The sequence below is a fragment of the Enterococcus sp. AZ077 genome (assembly GCF_051714965.1).
Taxonomy (GTDB): domain Bacteria; phylum Bacillota; class Bacilli; order Lactobacillales; family Enterococcaceae; genus Enterococcus_B; species Enterococcus_B hirae.
The window spans coordinates 70,267-87,217 of the sequence record NZ_JBIOSX010000001.1 but is presented as its reverse complement, the minus strand read 5'-3'; the positions used below and the strand labels follow the sequence as shown (position 1 = coordinate 87,217).

32 protein-coding genes are annotated in these 16,951 nt (G+C 39.5%); all 32 read right to left on the bottom strand.

Translation table 11 applies throughout. The features are described 5' to 3' along the window. The 32 genes from IGL28_RS00465 to rpsJ all read right to left on the bottom strand — a co-directional run bounded on the left by IGL28_RS00465 (nt 1) and on the right by rpsJ (nt 16,858). A complete protein-coding gene (locus IGL28_RS00465; RefSeq protein ID WP_010720435.1) occupies nt 1–798 on the bottom strand; it encodes an energy-coupling factor transporter transmembrane component T family protein in 798 nt (265 codons plus the stop codon). Then, nucleotides 788–1,657: an energy-coupling factor ABC transporter ATP-binding protein gene (locus IGL28_RS00460; RefSeq protein WP_025480273.1), complete on the bottom strand. Its 870-nt coding sequence runs from the start codon at nt 1,655–1,657 to the stop codon at nt 788–790. The genes IGL28_RS00465 and IGL28_RS00460 overlap by 11 nt, the downstream gene beginning before the upstream one ends. Continuing rightward, nucleotides 1,633–2,472, bottom strand: coding sequence for an energy-coupling factor ABC transporter ATP-binding protein (locus IGL28_RS00455; RefSeq protein WP_034697737.1), 840 nt, complete (start codon nt 2,470–2,472; stop codon nt 1,633–1,635). Before IGL28_RS00455 ends, IGL28_RS00460 begins: the two co-directional genes overlap by 25 nt. Before the next feature lie 272 nt (nt 2,473–2,744). After that, nucleotides 2,745–3,125 (bottom strand): 50S ribosomal protein L17, encoded by a 381-nt coding sequence (gene rplQ, locus IGL28_RS00450; protein ID WP_005880733.1) that lies wholly within the window; start codon nt 3,123–3,125, stop codon nt 2,745–2,747. 27 nt (nt 3,126–3,152) lie between these two features. Beyond that, the gene (locus IGL28_RS00445; protein ID WP_005880735.1) at nt 3,153–4,091 is read right to left on the bottom strand and encodes a DNA-directed RNA polymerase subunit alpha; all 939 of its coding nucleotides are present in this window, start codon (nt 4,089–4,091) and stop codon (nt 3,153–3,155) included. Between the two features lie 79 nt (nt 4,092–4,170). After that, nucleotides 4,171–4,560, bottom strand: coding sequence for a 30S ribosomal protein S11 (rpsK, locus tag IGL28_RS00440; RefSeq protein WP_002288714.1), 390 nt, complete (start codon nt 4,558–4,560; stop codon nt 4,171–4,173). A gap of 27 nt (nt 4,561–4,587) precedes the next feature. Continuing rightward, complete coding sequence (gene rpsM / locus IGL28_RS00435; protein WP_002288713.1) at nt 4,588–4,953, bottom strand: 30S ribosomal protein S13; 366 nt, start codon at nt 4,951–4,953, stop codon at nt 4,588–4,590. Nucleotides 4,954–4,970: 17 nt separating this feature from the next. Then, the gene (gene rpmJ / locus IGL28_RS00430; protein ID WP_002288710.1) at nt 4,971–5,087 is read right to left on the bottom strand and encodes a 50S ribosomal protein L36; all 117 of its coding nucleotides are present in this window, start codon (nt 5,085–5,087) and stop codon (nt 4,971–4,973) included. A 32-nt stretch (nt 5,088–5,119) separates the two neighbouring features. Then, the gene (gene infA / locus IGL28_RS00425; protein ID WP_002288695.1) at nt 5,120–5,338 is read right to left on the bottom strand and encodes a translation initiation factor IF-1; all 219 of its coding nucleotides are present in this window, start codon (nt 5,336–5,338) and stop codon (nt 5,120–5,122) included. Between the two features lie 191 nt (nt 5,339–5,529). Then, nucleotides 5,530–6,177, bottom strand: a complete 648-nt coding sequence (locus tag IGL28_RS00420; protein ID WP_010720438.1) for an adenylate kinase — start codon at nt 6,175–6,177, stop codon at nt 5,530–5,532. 59 nt (nt 6,178–6,236) lie between these two features. Next, nucleotides 6,237–7,532 (bottom strand): preprotein translocase subunit SecY, encoded by a 1,296-nt coding sequence (gene secY / locus IGL28_RS00415; protein WP_010720439.1) that lies wholly within the window; start codon nt 7,530–7,532, stop codon nt 6,237–6,239. Beyond that, entirely contained in the window at nt 7,532–7,972 is a 441-nt protein-coding gene (gene rplO, locus IGL28_RS00410) for a 50S ribosomal protein L15 (RefSeq protein ID WP_010720440.1), read from the bottom strand. Before rplO ends, secY begins: the two co-directional genes overlap by 1 nt. A gap of 61 nt (nt 7,973–8,033) precedes the next feature. Continuing rightward, the gene (rpmD, locus tag IGL28_RS00405) at nt 8,034–8,213 is read right to left on the bottom strand and encodes a 50S ribosomal protein L30 (protein ID WP_010720441.1); all 180 of its coding nucleotides are present in this window, start codon (nt 8,211–8,213) and stop codon (nt 8,034–8,036) included. 14 nt (nt 8,214–8,227) lie between these two features. After that, nucleotides 8,228–8,728 carry a 30S ribosomal protein S5 gene (gene rpsE / locus IGL28_RS00400; RefSeq protein WP_002288681.1) on the bottom strand — a complete coding sequence of 167 codons (501 nt, stop codon included), beginning with the start codon at nt 8,726–8,728 and terminating at the stop codon, nt 8,228–8,230. Nucleotides 8,729–8,748: 20 nt separating this feature from the next. Next, nucleotides 8,749–9,105: a 50S ribosomal protein L18 gene (gene rplR / locus IGL28_RS00395; RefSeq protein ID WP_005880747.1), complete on the bottom strand. Its 357-nt coding sequence runs from the start codon at nt 9,103–9,105 to the stop codon at nt 8,749–8,751. A gap of 158 nt (nt 9,106–9,263) precedes the next feature. Further along, on the bottom strand, nt 9,264–9,800 hold the full coding sequence (gene rplF / locus IGL28_RS00390) for a 50S ribosomal protein L6 (protein WP_010720442.1): 537 nt from the start codon (nt 9,798–9,800) through the stop codon (nt 9,264–9,266). A gap of 31 nt (nt 9,801–9,831) precedes the next feature. Further along, a complete protein-coding gene (gene rpsH / locus IGL28_RS00385; protein ID WP_002288675.1) occupies nt 9,832–10,230 on the bottom strand; it encodes a 30S ribosomal protein S8 in 399 nt (132 codons plus the stop codon). A 36-nt stretch (nt 10,231–10,266) separates the two neighbouring features. Further along, the gene (locus IGL28_RS00380; RefSeq protein WP_002356214.1) at nt 10,267–10,452 is read right to left on the bottom strand and encodes a type Z 30S ribosomal protein S14; all 186 of its coding nucleotides are present in this window, start codon (nt 10,450–10,452) and stop codon (nt 10,267–10,269) included. An 18-nt stretch (nt 10,453–10,470) separates the two neighbouring features. Then, a complete protein-coding gene (gene rplE / locus IGL28_RS00375; RefSeq protein ID WP_438843871.1) occupies nt 10,471–11,010 on the bottom strand; it encodes a 50S ribosomal protein L5 in 540 nt (179 codons plus the stop codon). A 25-nt stretch (nt 11,011–11,035) separates the two neighbouring features. Beyond that, nucleotides 11,036–11,347, bottom strand: a complete 312-nt coding sequence (rplX, locus tag IGL28_RS00370; RefSeq protein ID WP_010720443.1) for a 50S ribosomal protein L24 — start codon at nt 11,345–11,347, stop codon at nt 11,036–11,038. Nucleotides 11,348–11,383: 36 nt separating this feature from the next. After that, entirely contained in the window at nt 11,384–11,752 is a 369-nt protein-coding gene (gene rplN, locus IGL28_RS00365) for a 50S ribosomal protein L14 (protein ID WP_002288669.1), read from the bottom strand. 57 nt (nt 11,753–11,809) lie between these two features. Further along, nucleotides 11,810–12,076, bottom strand: coding sequence for a 30S ribosomal protein S17 (rpsQ, locus tag IGL28_RS00360; protein ID WP_010720444.1), 267 nt, complete (start codon nt 12,074–12,076; stop codon nt 11,810–11,812). A 24-nt stretch (nt 12,077–12,100) separates the two neighbouring features. Next, the gene (gene rpmC, locus IGL28_RS00355; protein ID WP_002288664.1) at nt 12,101–12,289 is read right to left on the bottom strand and encodes a 50S ribosomal protein L29; all 189 of its coding nucleotides are present in this window, start codon (nt 12,287–12,289) and stop codon (nt 12,101–12,103) included. Further along, nucleotides 12,279–12,713, bottom strand: a complete 435-nt coding sequence (gene rplP / locus IGL28_RS00350) for a 50S ribosomal protein L16 (protein WP_010720445.1) — start codon at nt 12,711–12,713, stop codon at nt 12,279–12,281. Before rplP ends, rpmC begins: the two co-directional genes overlap by 11 nt. 2 nt (nt 12,714–12,715) lie before the next feature. After that, nucleotides 12,716–13,372 (bottom strand): 30S ribosomal protein S3, encoded by a 657-nt coding sequence (gene rpsC, locus IGL28_RS00345; RefSeq protein WP_010720446.1) that lies wholly within the window; start codon nt 13,370–13,372, stop codon nt 12,716–12,718. A 13-nt stretch (nt 13,373–13,385) separates the two neighbouring features. After that, the gene (gene rplV / locus IGL28_RS00340; protein ID WP_002288657.1) at nt 13,386–13,733 is read right to left on the bottom strand and encodes a 50S ribosomal protein L22; all 348 of its coding nucleotides are present in this window, start codon (nt 13,731–13,733) and stop codon (nt 13,386–13,388) included. A 21-nt stretch (nt 13,734–13,754) separates the two neighbouring features. Continuing rightward, on the bottom strand, nt 13,755–14,033 hold the full coding sequence (gene rpsS / locus IGL28_RS00335) for a 30S ribosomal protein S19 (protein ID WP_010720447.1): 279 nt from the start codon (nt 14,031–14,033) through the stop codon (nt 13,755–13,757). Between the two features lie 42 nt (nt 14,034–14,075). Further along, entirely contained in the window at nt 14,076–14,909 is an 834-nt protein-coding gene (gene rplB, locus IGL28_RS00330) for a 50S ribosomal protein L2 (RefSeq protein WP_010720448.1), read from the bottom strand. A 39-nt stretch (nt 14,910–14,948) separates the two neighbouring features. Beyond that, nucleotides 14,949–15,239, bottom strand: coding sequence for a 50S ribosomal protein L23 (rplW, locus tag IGL28_RS00325; protein WP_002290449.1), 291 nt, complete (start codon nt 15,237–15,239; stop codon nt 14,949–14,951). Continuing rightward, nucleotides 15,239–15,862: a 50S ribosomal protein L4 gene (rplD, locus tag IGL28_RS00320; protein WP_010720449.1), complete on the bottom strand. Its 624-nt coding sequence runs from the start codon at nt 15,860–15,862 to the stop codon at nt 15,239–15,241. Before rplD ends, rplW begins: the two co-directional genes overlap by 1 nt. 27 nt (nt 15,863–15,889) lie before the next feature. Beyond that, nucleotides 15,890–16,519: a 50S ribosomal protein L3 gene (rplC, locus tag IGL28_RS00315; RefSeq protein ID WP_002290445.1), complete on the bottom strand. Its 630-nt coding sequence runs from the start codon at nt 16,517–16,519 to the stop codon at nt 15,890–15,892. A gap of 30 nt (nt 16,520–16,549) precedes the next feature. Beyond that, nucleotides 16,550–16,858 (bottom strand): 30S ribosomal protein S10, encoded by a 309-nt coding sequence (rpsJ, locus tag IGL28_RS00310; RefSeq protein ID WP_010720450.1) that lies wholly within the window; start codon nt 16,856–16,858, stop codon nt 16,550–16,552. Nucleotides 16,859–16,951 lie beyond the last annotated feature (93 nt).

Below are 16,951 nucleotides of genomic sequence, written 5' to 3'. Positions count from 1 at the left end.
TCAACTTCTTAAAAAGACTAATGCAATGGTCATCAAGACAAAAACAACAAGGACCATCGTATCTCGTTGATGCCAATGCAGTATGCGGTACTTTGTTCTTCCTTCACCACCTTGGTATCCTCTTGCTTCCATGGCAGTCGCTAAATCTTCTGCCCGGTTAAAACTGCTAACAAACAAAGGAATCAGTAAAGGAATAACTGCTTTCATTTTTTGGACTAGACTTCCTTCACCAAAATCAACCCCACGGGCTCGTTGTGCATTCATGATTTTCTCTGTTTCATCCATCAACGTTGGTACGAATCGTAGAGCAATCGAAAGCATCAACGAAATTTCATGCACCGGAAAGCGAACTGCTTTTAATGGGCGAAGTAAATACTCAATCGCATCAGATAATTCCAAAGGTGGAGTCGTTAATGTTAATAAGGTAGACATAAAAATGATTAGTACAAATCGGCAAAAAATAAACAGCCCATTCATTACACCGAACTCCGTAATATTGAAGATTCCCCAACTCCAGTAGGTAGCACCACCGCTAGTAAATAATACTTGGAGTGCCACTGTAAATAAAATCAACCAGATCAAAGGACGGATGCCTCGGATGAAAAATTTGAAATCTACCTTTGAGAGAAAGACAGCAAGTAAAGTGAAAACAGCTAATAACGCATAAGTCTGCCAATTATTTGCTAAAAAAATAATTCCAATAAAGTAGAAACTTGCTAATAACTTTGCTCGAGGGTCTAATCGATGGATCAAGGAATCTCCAGGCATGTATCGACCAAAAATTAATTTATTCATCATCAGGTTGTCCCCCTACTAATGCTACGAGCTGATCTGCTAATTCATCTGCAGTGATTGGAAGTTCGGAAAAAAGCGCTGTTCGACTATTCAGCTTTTCCGCAAATTCTGTCGCAGTCGGAACACCTAATTGCTTTTCTTTGAGCCAAGATAGATTTTGAAAAACTGCATGAGGTTGACCGCTATTTACAATCCTACCTTTTTCTAAGACATAAACATAATCCGCGTAATTTGCCACATCATCCATTAAATGAGTGACCAATACGATCGTGATTTTTTGTTCTTTGTGCAGTCGCCAGAACATATCCATCATTTCTTTTCGACCTTGAGGATCAAGTCCAGCCGTTGGTTCGTCTAATACTAGTACTTCCGGCTTCATAGCAAGTACACCTGCAATCGCTACTCGACGCATTTGTCCTCCTGATAATTCAAAAGGAGAACGCTCTAAGTAAGTTTCATCTAAACCAACTTGTGCTAATGTTTCTTTAGCTAAATCTCGTGCATCTTCCTCACTGACACCAAAGTTCTTTGGTCCAAAAGCAATGTCTTTTGCTACCGTTTCTTCAAATAATTGGGCTTCAGGAAACTGAAAAACAATACCTACTTTTTTACGAATGGGTTTTAAGTTTTTATTATTCGTATCGGGCTTGATTTGTCGATCGCCAATATGTACGATCCCGCTGGTAGGTTTAATCAACGCATTCAAATGTTGCAGTAAGGTTGATTTCCCACTTCCAGTATGCCCGACTAAGGCTGTGTAGCTATTTTCTTTAATCATTAAATCAATCTCAAATAATGCACGTTGTTCGAATGGTGTGTTTGGTTGATAGGTGAAATCTACTTTTTCAAAACGGATGTCCATAACCATTCCACCATCCTTTCTTCTGTCATATATTCACTAGGAACATCAATTCCTCGTTGCTTCAAGGCGCTTTTCAATTTTTCAGGAAAAGGAAGATCTAACCCTAAATTGATCAATTCTGGACCAGCAGAAAAGATTTGTTCTGGTGTGCCTTCATTGACTAATTCTCCTTGTTTCATCACTAATATCCGATTGGCATTTGCTGCCTCATCGATATCATGAGTGATAGATATGACGGTCAAATTACTTTCATCTTTGATTTTTTTAATCGTGGAAATCACTTCTTCACGACCTTCTGGATCAAGCATACTAGTAGCTTCATCTAAGATAATAATATCTGGACGTAGAGCTACGACTCCAGCAATGGCTACTCGTTGTTTTTGTCCACCAGAAAGTCTTGCTGGTTCACGTTTGGCAAAATCGATCATACGTACCTTTTCTAGCGCATCTTGTACACGGATCACCATTTCTTCTCTAGGTATACCTTGGTTCTCAAGACCAAAAGCAACATCATCTTCAACAGTAGATCCAACAAATTGGTTGTCTGGATTTTGGAAAACCATTCCAACCATTCGACGGATCGACCAGATATTTTCTTCATTAAGTGTTTGATTGCCAACTTTCACAATACCAGACTCTGGTAGAAGCAACCCATTGATTGTTTTTGCAAGTGTTGATTTCCCTGATCCATTATGTCCGATGATTGCGATCCACTCACCTTGCTTGATGGTAAATGAAATGTCTTTTAATGCTGGACGAGGGTCATCAGGTTGATATTTGTAATTAATCTTTCCTAATTCAATTATTGGCTCCATAATTACTCCTTCTCCATCCTAAGTTCCTACTAACACTATCAAAAAACACCTGATTTTTCAATTGTTTCCGTTTTAATTAAAGTGTTTTTTTACACCTTCAATTAGATGTCTTGACAGGTAATTGAAGGTACAAAAAAACACTTTATGATGAGTGCATACTCCCCAAACCGATAGATTTGGGGAGTAGCGCTGAGCTAGACTCGGAAGAGTTAACTTCCAACATCATAACACTCTAAAAGAATCATCTATAAAGTGATGTTATTAGTGTGATTTTAGACAAGTTCTAAGACAACCATTGGTGCACCATCACCGCGTCTTGGTTCTGTCTTCAAGATACGAGTGTAGCCACCTTGACGTTCAGCATAACGAGGTGCAATATCATTAAATAGTTTTTGTAAAGCTGATTCAATGACGATGTCCTCATTTTCTTCACGTACGCTAGCAACTTCATTACGTACAAAAGCCGCAGCTTGACGACGTGCATGTAAGTCTCCACGTTTGCCTAAAGTGATCATTTTTTCTGTAGTTGAGCGAACTTCTTTCGCACGAGCTTCAGTAGTCACAATACGTTCGTTAATTAATAAGTCAGTTGTTAAATCACGCAACATCGCTTTACGTTGGCTAGATGTGCGTCCTAGTTTACGATAACTCACGTTGGTTTCCCTCCTTCGTAAAAGGTTTTAATCTTCCTTACGTAAACCTAAACCTAAGTCGTGTAATTTAGCTTTCACTTCTTCTAATGATTTACGTCCTAAGTTACGGACTTTGATCATTTCTGGCTCAGATTTATTTGTAAGTTCTTGTACAGTATTGATTCCTGCACGTTTCAAACAATTATAAGAGCGAACAGACAAGTCTAATTCTTCAATTGTCATTTCTAACATTTTTTCTTTTTGTGTTTCTTCTTTTTCGACCATGATTTCAGCATTTTTAGCTTCATCAGTTAGGTTTACAAAGATGTCTAAATGTTCTGTCATGATTTTTGCAGATAAACTCATTGCTTCCAACGGTTCGATTGAACCATCTGTCCAAATCTCCATCGTCAATTTATCAAAATCTTCACGGTGTCCAACACGAGTGTTTTCTACTTGGTAGTTCACACGACGAACTGGCGTGTAGATTGAATCGACTGGAAGTACACCAATTGGCATATCTTCTTTTTTGTTTTCATCTGCTTGAACATAACCACGTCCTGGCTTCACTGTTAAGCGAGCGTGGAACGTAGCTCCTTCAGAGACGCTACAGATGTACATATCTTTGTTAAGAATTTCTACCTCACTATCAACGATAATATCGCCAGCAGTTACTGTAGCAGGTCCGGTAATATCGATTTCAAGGGTTTTTTCTTCTTGACCATACATTTTAAGTGCTAAGCCTTTAATGTTCAAGATGATTTGAGTGACGTCTTCTCTTACCCCTTTAATGGTAGAGAATTCATGCAGTACACCATCGATTTGAATATTAGTGATGGCAGCACCTGGCAAAGAAGATAATAAAATACGACGTAGGGAATTCCCTAAAGTAGTCCCATATCCTCTTTCAAGAGGTTCAACGATGAACTTGCCATAATCTTTTTCTTCATCAATTTTTGCGATTCTTGGTTTTTCGAACTCAATCATTCTTATCTTTACCCCTTTCAAAACGAAAAGTGTCTTGTTCAATGACGTTACTAATAGAACTCAAAATGAGCGGCACTCATTAAACACGACGGCGTTTTGGAGGGCGGGCACCATTATGAGGAACTGGAGTCACGTCACGAATTGCAGTCACTTCTAAACCTGTAGCTTGTAATGAACGAATTGCTGCTTCACGTCCAGAACCAGGTCCTTTAACTGTTACTTCAACAGTTTTTAATCCGTGTTCCATTGCTGCTTTTGTAGCTGTTTCTGCTGCCATTTGAGCGGCAAAAGGAGTTGATTTTTTGCTTCCTTTGAAGCCTAATGAACCAGCTGATGACCACGCTAATGCATTCCCGTGAGTATCAGTGATCATGATGATAGTGTTGTTGAATGTAGAATGGATATGTGCAATACCTGCTTCTATATTCTTTTTCACACGGCGTTTACGATTCACTTTTTTTGCTGCCATGAAGTTCTAACCTCCTTCACTTAAGAATTATTTTTTCTTGCCAGCGATAGCGCGAGCTGGACCTTTACGAGTACGTGCATTGTTTTTCGTGTTTTGTCCACGAACAGGCAATCCACGACGATGACGGATTCCACGGTATGAACCGATTTCCATCAAGCGTTTGATGTTTAAGTTCACTTCACGACGAAGGTCACCTTCAACTTTTAATTTATCTACTTCTGCACGGATAGCATCTGTTTGTTCATTCGTTAATTCACGAACACGAACATCTTCAGATACACCAGCATCAGCTAAGATTTTTTTAGCAGTAGTGTTACCAATACCATAGATATAAGTAAGAGAAACTACTACACGTTTATCACGAGGAATATCTACTCCTGCAATACGAGCCATATTTATTGCACCTCCAATTATCCTTGACGTTGTTTATGTTTTGGATTTGCTGGGCAAATCACCATAACGCGTCCTTTACGACGAATTACTTTACAATGTTCGCACATTGGTTTTACTGATGGTCTTACTTTCATGATAATACCTCCTGTAGTTTTACGGAGTACAATTATTTAAAGCGATAAGTAATACGGCCACGGTTTAAATCATACGGAGACAATTCAACCGTCACTTTGTCACCAGGTAAGATACGGATGTAATGCATACGGATTTTACCTGAAACAGTAGCAAGAACTTGGTGACCGTTTTCTAGTTCAACTTTAAACATTGCATTCGGCAAAGTTTCGACGACTGTACCTTCGACTTCAATCATATCTTCTTTTGCCACGCACAGTACCTCCTTGTACTTGTTTCGCATTTTCACACGATAAAATGGCGGAAACTGCAGTTCCCACCTCAAAATTCTCAAAATGGATCATCTAGAGGATTTCTCTAGAAGTCGGACTGACATATTCTATCATAATTTATTGAACTTGACAAGAGTAACTGCTTAATGCAAGTCGGCTACGGGCAATCGTGCTATTTTTCAATAATTTTTTGGACATCAGTAAATACAGCATCGATTTCACGATCACCATCGATAGTGTTTAGCAAACCTTGTTCTTTGTAATAGGCCAAGATTGGTTCACTATTTTTGATGTTGATAGCCAGACGATTTTTAACCGTCTCAGGTTTATCATCTTCTCTTTGATAGAATTCATGCCCACCACAACGATCACATGTATCTTCAACTTTTGTAGGGTTAAAAATTTTATGATAAGTTGCTCCACAATTGCTGCAAATGAATCGGCCAGCTAAACGCTCAACCAATACATCTTCACCAACATGGATATCGATGACTGCATCAATTTTTTTGTCTAAGTCTTTTAACATTGCATCTAGCGCTTCTGCTTGCTCAAGTGTACGGGGAAAACCATCTAATAAGAAGCCTTTTTCCGTATCAGGTTCAGCTAAGCGCTCTTTCACGATTCCATTTGTTACTTCATCAGGAACTAATTCACCTTTATCAATATAAGACTTTGCTTCCAAGCCAAGAGCTGTTTCATTTTGCATTGCTGCACGGAACATGTCTCCTGTTGAGATGTGAGGAATATGATAAGCATCAATGATTTTTTCTGCTTGTGTTCCTTTACCTGCGCCTGGTAGCCCCATTAAAATGAGGTTCATTGTTTTCCCTCCTAATAAATGTGAGAACGTGTGTTGAGGAAAAACCTCAACACGCTTTCTTACTCGATAAATCCAACGTACTTACGTTTCAGCATTAAGCCTTCTAACTGTTTCGCAGTTTCTAAAGCTACACCGATGACAATCAGTAAGCTAGTACCACCTAACCCAATGGACTGAGGCAGATTCCAAATCATTTGAGCAATGATCGGTAATAAAGCCACTAAACCAAGGAAAATCGCACCGACTGTACTTAAACGCATCAATAAGCTTGAGACATACTCTTCAGTTCCTTTACCAGGACGTACGCTTGGTATATAGCTTCCTTGTTTTTGTAAGTTTTCCGCTAATTTCTCAGGGTTTACTTGAACAAAAGCATAGAAGAATGTGAATGCGACGATCAAGATCGTATAAATAGTTGCACCAGGTGCAGTATTATAGTTAAAGATCTGCATCATTATTTTATACCAGTTTTCAGCCCCAAATCTTCCACTCAATGCTTGTAAAACCGCATTAGGTGTCGCAATAAACGAACTTGCAAAGATAACCGGGATAACCCCAGCCGCATTGACTTTCAACGGTAGATAACTACTTGTTGGCGCCCCTGCTACACGTTTCGTATATTGAATTGGGATTTTGCGTTCAGCTTGTTGGAAAAATGTAACGCACGTTACGATCAATAAGATTGCAACGATTAAAATAGCAATGAAAATTGCAGATTTCCAGATATCTGATTGATTGATATTTACGAAATAGTCTTCATAAATTTCTTTTACACTTTCAGGAAGTCGAGAAATGATCCCTGCAAAGATGATCATTGATACTCCGTTACCGATTCCTTTTTCTGTGATTTGTTCTCCTAACCAAGTGACAAACATTGTACCCGCAGTCAAAATCAGACCGATAGTAACATAGGTTGAAACGTTAGGGTTATTCACAAAACCTAGTTGAGCATATTGGTTAAATCCAGCAGTGATCCCAACAGATTGGACAAATGCCAATACTAATGTCAGGTATCGAGTTGCTTGATTCAACTTCTTACGACCAACCTCCCCTTGTTTTGACCATTCAACAAAACGTGGCACGATATCCATTTGTAACAATTGGATAACGATCGAAGCTGTAATGTAAGGCGAAACCCCCATTGAGAAGATGGAGAAGTTTTGCATCGCACTACCACTCACCAAGTTCAACATGTTGAAAAAAGGCAAAGAAGAAAGGTTTTGCAATGAACTAGCATTTACTCCGGGCACAGTGATATGAGCACCTAAGCGAAATACAAATAGAACAAAAACAGTAAATAGGATTTTGGATCTAATGTCTTTTACTTTAAAAGCATCTTTTAACAGTTTGAACATTAGATCACCTCAATTGACCCACCAGCAGCAACGATTGCTTCTTCAGCTGCCTTAGAGAATTTTGCGGCTTTCACAGTCAATTTCTTAGTTAACTCACCGTTAGCTAATACTTTGATTCCAGATTTTTCGTTTTTCACGATTCCAGCTTCTACTAAAGCAACTGGAGTTACTTCAGCACCATCTTCAAAACGATTTAGGACATCAAGGTTGATGACTGCATAATCTTTGCGGTTCACGTTTGTGAAACCACGTTTTGGTAAACGACGGAATAATGGAGTTTGACCCCCTTCAAATCCTAGACGTACACCACCGCCTGAACGAGCTTTTTGACCTTTTTGACCACGTCCAGCAGTTTTTCCGTTACCAGAAGAAGTACCACGTCCAACACGGTTACGTACTTGTCGTGAACCTTCTGCAGGTTTTAATTCATGAAGTTTCATAGGTTTGGCACCTCCTTAATATTCTAGTTCATATTTCTTACTATATACTAGGTTTGTTTAATTAGATTTCTTCAACGTCCACCAAGTGAGAAACAGTGTTGATCATGCCTTTGATTGCTTCATTAGCAGGTTTAACCACTGAGCTGTTAATCTTTGTAAGACCTAACGCTTTTACTGTATCACGTTGGTTTTGAGGACGTCCGATAATACTGCGTTTTAAAGTAACTTTTAATTCAGCCATTATTTTTGTCCTCCTTATCCGATTAATTCTTCAACTGATTTGCCGCGAAGTTCTGCAACTTCTTCTGCACGTTTCAATTGTTTCAAACCTTCAACAGTTGCACGAACAACGTTGATTGGTGTATTTGAACCTAAAGATTTAGAAGTGATATCTGCTACCCCTGCTAATTCCAATACGGCACGAACTGGTCCACCAGCAGCAACCCCAGAACCTTCAACAGCAGGTTTCATTAGGATTCTACCACCACTAAAAGCACCGATGACTTCGTGTGGGATTGTTGAACCAACCATAGGTACTTCAACTAAGTTTTTCTTCGCATCTTCAATTGCTTTACGGATTGCTTCAGGTACTTCTTGTGCTTTACCAGTACCAAATCCTACATGTCCGTTTTTGTCACCGACAACAACTAAAGCAGCAAAACGTAGACGACGTCCACCTTTAACAACTTTTGTTACACGGTTAATTGCAACAACGCGGTCTTCTAATTCCAAATGTTTTGGATCGATATAAACCATGAATGGTATTCCTCCTTTTCCTAAAATTCTAGTCCATTTTCGCGAGCAGCTTCAGCTAAAGCTTGCACACGGCCATGGTAAAGGTATCCACCACGGTCAAAGACTACTACTTTAATGCCTTTTTCAGTTGCACGTTCAGCAACTAATTTACCGACAGCTTGTGCTGCTTCTGTTTTTGTTCCACCTGAAATTTCTTTATCCAAGGTAGAGGCACTTGCTAGCGTTACACCCGCTACGTCATCAATAATTTGAGCGTAGATGTTTTTGTTAGAACGAAAAACGTTCAAGCGTGGGCGCTCAGCAGTACCAGAGATATTGTTACGTACACGACGATGTCTTTTCTGACGTGTTTTGTTCTTATCTGGTTTTGTAATCACAATTGTCACCTCTTTAATTTTATTGTACTGCACTTAGGCAGAAACACCAAAGTCTCGAAAAATAGAAGCTGCGGCACAAGTTAAATTTCTTTTGAATGAAGGTAAACTTCTGCAAAATCCTTTTTTCCTGCTGCTGGCTTCTATGCAATTTTTCTAAACTATTTACCAGTTTTACCTTCTTTACGGCGTACATATTCGCCAACATAACGAATACCTTTACCTTTATAAGGTTCTGGAGGACGAGTTCCGCGAATGTTCGCAGCTAATTCGCCAACTTCTTCTTTGTTCGCACCTTTAACAATTACTTGTGTGTTAGCTGGTACTTCAACAGTTACGCCAGCTGGTGGTGTGATTTCTACTGGATGTGAGTAACCTACGTTCAAGACAAGTTTTGATCCTTGTAATTGCGCACGGTACCCAACCCCGATCAATTCTAATGCTTTTTGGAATCCTTCACTAACACCTACAACCATGTTGTTGAAGTTAGCACGAGTTGTTCCATGGATTGTTTTCATTTCTTTACTGTCATTTGGACGAGTGAAAGTCACTTCGTTTCCTTCGATATTCATTTTGATATCAGAAGAGAAAGTACGTGTTAATTCACCTTTAGGTCCTTTAACTGTAATGTTGTTTCCATCTTGAGTAACTGTTACTCCTTCAGGGATCACAACAACTTTATTTCCAATACGGCTCACTTAAAGACACCTCCTTGTAAATTCTAGTTGATTACCATACGTAAGCGATAACTTCGCCGCCGATATTTTTTTCACGAGCTTCTTTATCAGTAACAACACCTTCAGAAGTCGAAATGATTGCGATACCTAAACCGTTCAATACTTTTGGTACTTCGTCAGCTTTGACATAAGCACGCAAACCTGGTTTAGAGATACGTTTTAAGTTAGTGATAACACGTTCGCCGTTTTTACCAAATTTTAGGAAAACACGGATCACGCCTTGTTTGTCATCTTCGATATATTCAACATCACGAACGAAACCTTCACGTTTTAAGATTTCAGCGATGTCACGTTTAATTTTTGATGCAGGAACTTCTAAAGACTCATGTTTAACCATGTTTGCGTTACGGATACGAGTTAGAAAATCTGCAATTGGATCTGTCATGACCATTGATCTTTTACCTCCTTCTTATGCGAATTTACTTTTTTACCAGCTAGCTTTCTTCACGCCGGGAATTTGACCTTTATAGGCAAGTTCGCGGAAGCAAATACGGCAAAGATGGAACTTACGATAAACTGAATGTGGACGTCCGCAACGTTCGCAACGAGTGTAAGCTTGTGTTGAATGTTTTGCAGGGCGTTTGTTTTTAGCAATCATTGATTTTTTAGCCACGTAGTTCGCCTCCTTTAATTATTTTTGGAATGGCATGCCTAATTGTGTCAACAACTCACGAGATTCTTCATCTGAGTTAGCTGTCGTTACAATAACGATGTCCATACCACGTACTTTATCTACTAAATCGTAATCTACTTCTGGGAAGATCAATTGTTCTTTAATACCTAAAGTATAGTTTCCACGACCGTCAAAGGCTTTTTTACTTACACCATGGAAGTCACGTACACGTGGTAGAGAAACTGAAACCAATTTGTCTAGAAATTCGTACATTCTTTCTCCGCGCAAGGTAACTTTTGCCCCAATTGGCATTCCTTCACGTAAACGGAATCCAGCGATTGATTTTTTAGCTTTAGTAATCATTGGTTTTTGTCCAGTGATCAAAGTTAATTCTTCAACTGCTTTATATAAGTTTTTAGCGTTTGATACCGCATCACCAACACCCATGTTGATGACGATTTTTTCAACTTTAGGTGTTTGCATAACAGAGCTATAGTTAAATTTTTCCATCAATGATGGAGTTACTTCTTTAAGATATTTTTCTTTTAGGCGGTTCATTCAGTAAGCCCCTCCTTCCTTAAACTTATTTATTATCTAAAACTTCACCGGTTTTTTTAGAAACGCGGACTTTTTTGCCATCTACTTCTTTGTAGCCAACTCGGCCAGCTACGCCAGTAGAGTCGATCACCATCACGTTAGAAACATGAATTGGTGCTTCCATCTCAACAATTCCACCTTGAGGAGCAGCTTGAGAAGGTTTTTGGTGTTTTTTAACAACATTCACACCTTCGACAATGACTTTATCTTTTTTCGGAAACGCTGCTAATACAACGCCTTCTTTATTTTTGTCTTTTCCAGTGATAACTTTAACTTTATCGCCTTTTTTAACAAACATAACTGTTTCGCACCTCCTTTGATAAGTGTCTCAAGATTATAAAACTTCTGGTGCTAGTGAAACGATCTTCATGAAGTTGTTTTCACGTAGTTCACGTGCAACCGGCCCAAAGATACGCGTTCCACGAGGGCTTTTATCATCACGAATAATCACTGCAGCATTTTCATCAAATTTAATATATGAACCGTCTGTACGACGAGCTCCTGATTTTGTTCGAACGATAACGGCTTTTACGACGTCACCTTTTTTGACAACCCCACCTGGCGTTGCTTGTTTAACCGTAGCAACGATCACATCACCGATGTTAGCAGTTTTACGACCAGAACCACCAAGGACTTTGATCGTCAAAATTTCACGTGCGCCTGAATTATCAGCGACTTTTAAACGACTTTCTGCTTGGATCACGTTGTGTATCCTCCTTTCAGATTTTGCATTCAATCTATATAGGAAAATCTCGTGTTATTAGATAATAACTGCTTCTTCGACTACTTCCAACAAACGGAAACGTTTTGTAGCTGATAATGGACGAGTTTCCATAATTTTCACGATGTCGCCAACTTTAGCTGTGTTGTTTTCATCATGCACTTTGTATTTCTTAGAATAGTTCATGCGTTTGCCATAGATAGGGTGGTTTTTCTTTGTTTCAACAGAAACTGTAATGGTTTTATCCATTTTGTCAGATACCACGCGACCTTGATAAACTTTGCGTTGATTTCTTTCTTCAGTCATACGCTTAATGGCCTCCTTCCATAATTACTTAGCTTGTTCACGCAATACAGTTTTGATGCGTGCAATCGATTTACGTACTTCTTTAATACGTGCAGTGTTTTCTAATTGACCTGTTGCTAATTGGAATCTAAGATTAAACAATTCTTCTTTTAATTGTTTTTCTTGATCAAGCATTTCGGCAGTGGTTAATTCTCTGATTTCTTTAACCTTCATTCGATTCACCACCCATTTCCTCACGTTTTACGATCTTAGTTTTCATTGGTAATTTGTGAGAAGCTAGACGTAACGCTTCACGAGCCACTTCTTCAGACACGCCTGCAATTTCAAACATGATTTTACCACGTTTTACTGGTGCAACCCATCCTTCAGGTGCCCCTTTACCAGAACCCATACGTACCCCAATTGCTTTGGCAGTATAAGATTTGTGAGGGAAAATTTTAATCCATACTTTCCCACCACGTTTCATGTAACGAGTCATTGCGATACGAGCAGCTTCGATTTGGCGGTTAGTGATCCAATGTGAATCAACAGCTTGCAAACCGTATTCACCGAATGCTACTTCTTTACCACCTTTGGCTTCCCCGCGCATTTTTCCGCGGAATTCACGACGGTGTTTTACACGTTTAGGTACTAACATGATTATTTCCCTCCTTTCTCAGTGTTTTTTTTAGTTGGAAGAATTTCTCCACGATAGATCCACACTTTAACTCCTAGTTTTCCGTATGTTGTATCTGCTTCTTCCCATGCGTAATCAATATCCGCACGTAATGTGTGAAGAGGAACAGTTCCTTCTGAGTATCCTTCTGAACGAGCGATGTCCGCACCGTTTAGACGTCCAGATACTTGAGTTTTGATCCCTTTAGCGCCAGCACGCATTGAACGTTGGATGGCTTGTTTTTGAGCGCGACGGAAAGCAACACGATTTTCTAATTGACGTGCGATTCCTTCACCTACTAATTTTGCATCTAGATCTGGTTTTTTGATTTCCACGATGTTGATATGGATTCTTTTACCAGTTAATTTATTTAATTCTTTTCTTAGGTTTTCGACTTCAGATCCGCCTTTACCAATAACCATACCTGGTTTTGCTGTGTGAATTGAAATGTTAACACGGCCTGTAGCACGTTCGATTTCAATTGTTGATACAGCAGCATCAGCAAGTTTAGTTGAAATAAATTTACGGATTCTTAAATCTTCGTGTAAGAACTCTGCATACTCTTTTTCAGCATACCATTTAGCATCCCAGTCGCGGATGATGCCTACACGCATTCCAATTGGATGTACTTTTTGACCCACTGATTATCCCTCCTTATTTTTCTGATACGACTACCGTGATATGACTTGTACGTTTGTTGATTGGAGAAGCTGATCCTTTTGCACGTGGACGGAAACGTTTCATTGTTGGTCCTTCGTTAACAAATGCTTCAGATACTACCAAGTTTTCAACATCTAAGTCAAAATTGTTTTCTGCATTCGCAACTGCTGACATCAATACTTTTTCAATGATTCCAGCAGATTTGTTTGGTGTGAATTTCAAGATTGAAATTGCATCCGCAACACTTTTACCTCTGATAAGGTCAATTACTAAACGGGCTTTTCGAGGTGAAGTGCGAACTGTTTTTGCAGTTGCTTTAGCTGATGTGATTTGTTCTGCCATTTGGTTTTATCCTCCCCTCAATTAGCGTTTCGTTTTCTTATCGTCTGCAGCATGGCCACGATAAGTTCTTGTTGGTGCGAATTCACCTAGTTTGTGTCCTACCATATCTTCTTGGATGTAAACTGGTACGTGTTTACGTCCATCGTATACTGCGATGGTATATCCAACAAAACTTGGGAAAATGGTCGAACGACGAGACCAAGTTTTGATAACTTTTTTCTTTTCAACCCCTGCTTGAGCTTCAACTTTGTTCATTAAATGCTCATCAACGAAAGGTCCTTTCTTTAAACTACGACCCATGGTGAACCTCCTCTCAAAATGTGCGACACATGGTCAAAGAAATTATTTATTTTTACGACGACGAACAATAAGTTTGTCTGATTTAGCTTTTTTATCACGAGTTTTGTAACCAAGTGCTGGTTGTCCCCAAGGAGAAACTGGTGCTTTACGTCCGATAGGAGCTTTACCTTCACCACCACCGTGTGGGTGATCGTTAGGGTTCATTACGCTACCACGTACAGTTGGGCGTTTACGCATCCAACGAGAGCGTCCAGCTTTACCGATGTTGATCAATTCGTGTTGTTCGTTACCTACTGAACCGATTGTTGCACGGCAAGCAGCTAAGATCATACGAACTTCACCAGAGTTTAAGCGGATCAATACGTATTTGCCTTCTTTACCAAGTACTTGAGCACTTGTACCAGCAGAACGGATTAATTGTCCACCTTTACCAGGTTTCATTTCAATATTGTGGATAACAGTACCAACTGGAATGTTTTCTAAAGGAAGAGCATTTCCGACTTTGATATCTGCATCTGGACCTGAAACAAGTTTCATTCCAACTTGTAGTCCTTTTGGTGCTAAGATGTAAGCTTTCACTCCATCTTCATAGTGTACTAACGCGATGTTAGCTGAACGGTTTGGATCGTATTCGATCGTTTGAACAGTTGCAACAACGTTATCTTTGTTACGTTTGAAGTCGATCACGCGATATTGGCGTTTGTGTCCGCCGCCTTGGTGACGTACAGTGATGCGGCCGTTATTGTTACGTCCAGCATGGTTTTTCAATGGTTGTAACAATGATTTTTCAGGTGTTGATGTTGTGATTTCAGCAAAATCAGAACCTGTCATGTTACGACGACCATTTGAGGTAGGTTTGTACTTTTTAATCGCCACGTTTTTCCCTCCTAATTTAATGAGTTATCTAGTAAGTGCTTATTCAGCAGCTTCGAATAATTGGATTTCTTTTGAATCTTCAGTCAATGTAACGATCGCTTTGCGACGTTTTTTTGTATATCCTGCATATTTGCCCATACGTTTGAATTTCGCACGTACGTTCACGATGTTCACGTTTTTAACTTTTACGTCAAAAGCAGCTTCAACCGCTTGTTTTACTAAAGTTTTGTTTGCACGAGTGTCCACTTCAAAAGTATATTTCTTGTCATCCATGGCAAGCATTGATTTTTCAGTGATCACTGGGCGTTTGATTACGTCTAGTAAGTTCATTATGCAAGCACCTCCTCAATTTGAGTAAGAGCAGTTTGTGTTGCTAACACTTTTGTATTTGAAACAACATCTAGAACACTTACGTTATCAGAAGTTACTACAGTTACGTTTGGTAAGTTACGTGCTGATAAAGCAGCAAAGTCGTTACCATTCTCTAGAACAACCAATACTTTAGAGTCAATAGATAAGTTAGCAAGAACTTGTTTAAATTCTTTTGTTTTTGGTGCATCGAAGCTTAATCCTTCAATTGCTACCAAGTTGTTTTCAGCAACTTTTTCTGACAATACAGATTTCATTGCTAAACGACGAACTTTTTTAGGAAGTTTGTAGCTGTAAGAACGTGGTGTTGGTCCAAAGACTACGCCACCTCCACGCCATTGTGGTGAGCGGATTGATCCTTGACGAGCACGACCAGTTCCTTTTTGACGCCATGGTTTACGTCCACCGCCTCGAACAGCACTACGGTTTTTAACCGCATGTGTTCCTTGTCTTAATGACGCACGTTGCATAACGATTGCATCGTAAACAACACTTTCATTTGGTTCAATTCCGAAGATTTCTTCGTTAAGTGTGATTTCACCGTTTTGGCTTCCATCTTGTTTGAATAATGCTACATTCGGCATTCCTTAGTTCCTCCTTTCTTCCTACTATTATTTAGCTTTCACAGCTGATTTGATAGTGATTAATGATTTTTTAGCTCCAGGAACATTTCCTTTAATTAAGATAACGTTTCTTTCTGCATCAACGCGAACAACTTCCAAGTTTTGGATTGTTACGCGGTTGCCACCCATACGGCCAGCAAGACGTTTATTTTTGAATACACGGTTAGGTGCAACTGGACCCATTGACCCAGGACGACGATGGTAGCGAGAACCGTGAGCCATTGGTCCGCGGCTTTGGCCGTGACGTTTGATAACCCCTTGGAATCCTTTACCTTTCGTAGTACCTGTTACATCAATAATGTCTCCTGCTTGGAAAACATCTACTGTAATTTCTTTTCCTACTTCATATTCTCCTAGCTCAACATTTTTGAATTCACGAATGAAGCGCTTAGGAGCCGTGTTTGCTTTTGCAACATGACCTTTCGCAGGTTTGTTTGATAAAACTTCACGCATATCTTGGTAACCAACTTGAATAGCTTCGTAGCCATCAGTTTCCATTGTTTTCACTTGTAGCACTACGTTTGGAGTAGCTTCTACAACAGTTACTGGAATTAATTCGCCAGATTCAGTGAAGATTTGTGTCATTCCCACTTTTTTCCCTAAGATTCCTTTGGTCATGAGTACACCTCCATTAATTTTATTTTAATATTATAGTTTGATTTCGATGTTAACACCAGATGGTAAGTCTAGCTTCATCAAAGCATCAACAGTTTTTGGTGTTGGGTTCACAATGTCGATAAGACGTTTGTGTGTACGCATTTCGAATTGTTCGCGTGAATCTTTGTATTTGTGAGTCGCACGAATAACTGTGTAAAGACTGCGTTCAGTTGGTAATGGAATTGGACCAGACACGCTAGCTCCAGTTCTTTTTGCAGTTTCCACGATTTTATCCGCCGCTTGATCTAAAATACGGTGTTCATACGCTTTTAAACGGATACGAATTTTTTGTTTTGCCATCTTGTTCCCTCCTTCGCCTATTTTGAAAAGTAGACATAGCTCCACGAAAATTTCCGTCACGCTCGTTCGTGGCAAAGCGTCCGGGCGTGTCGC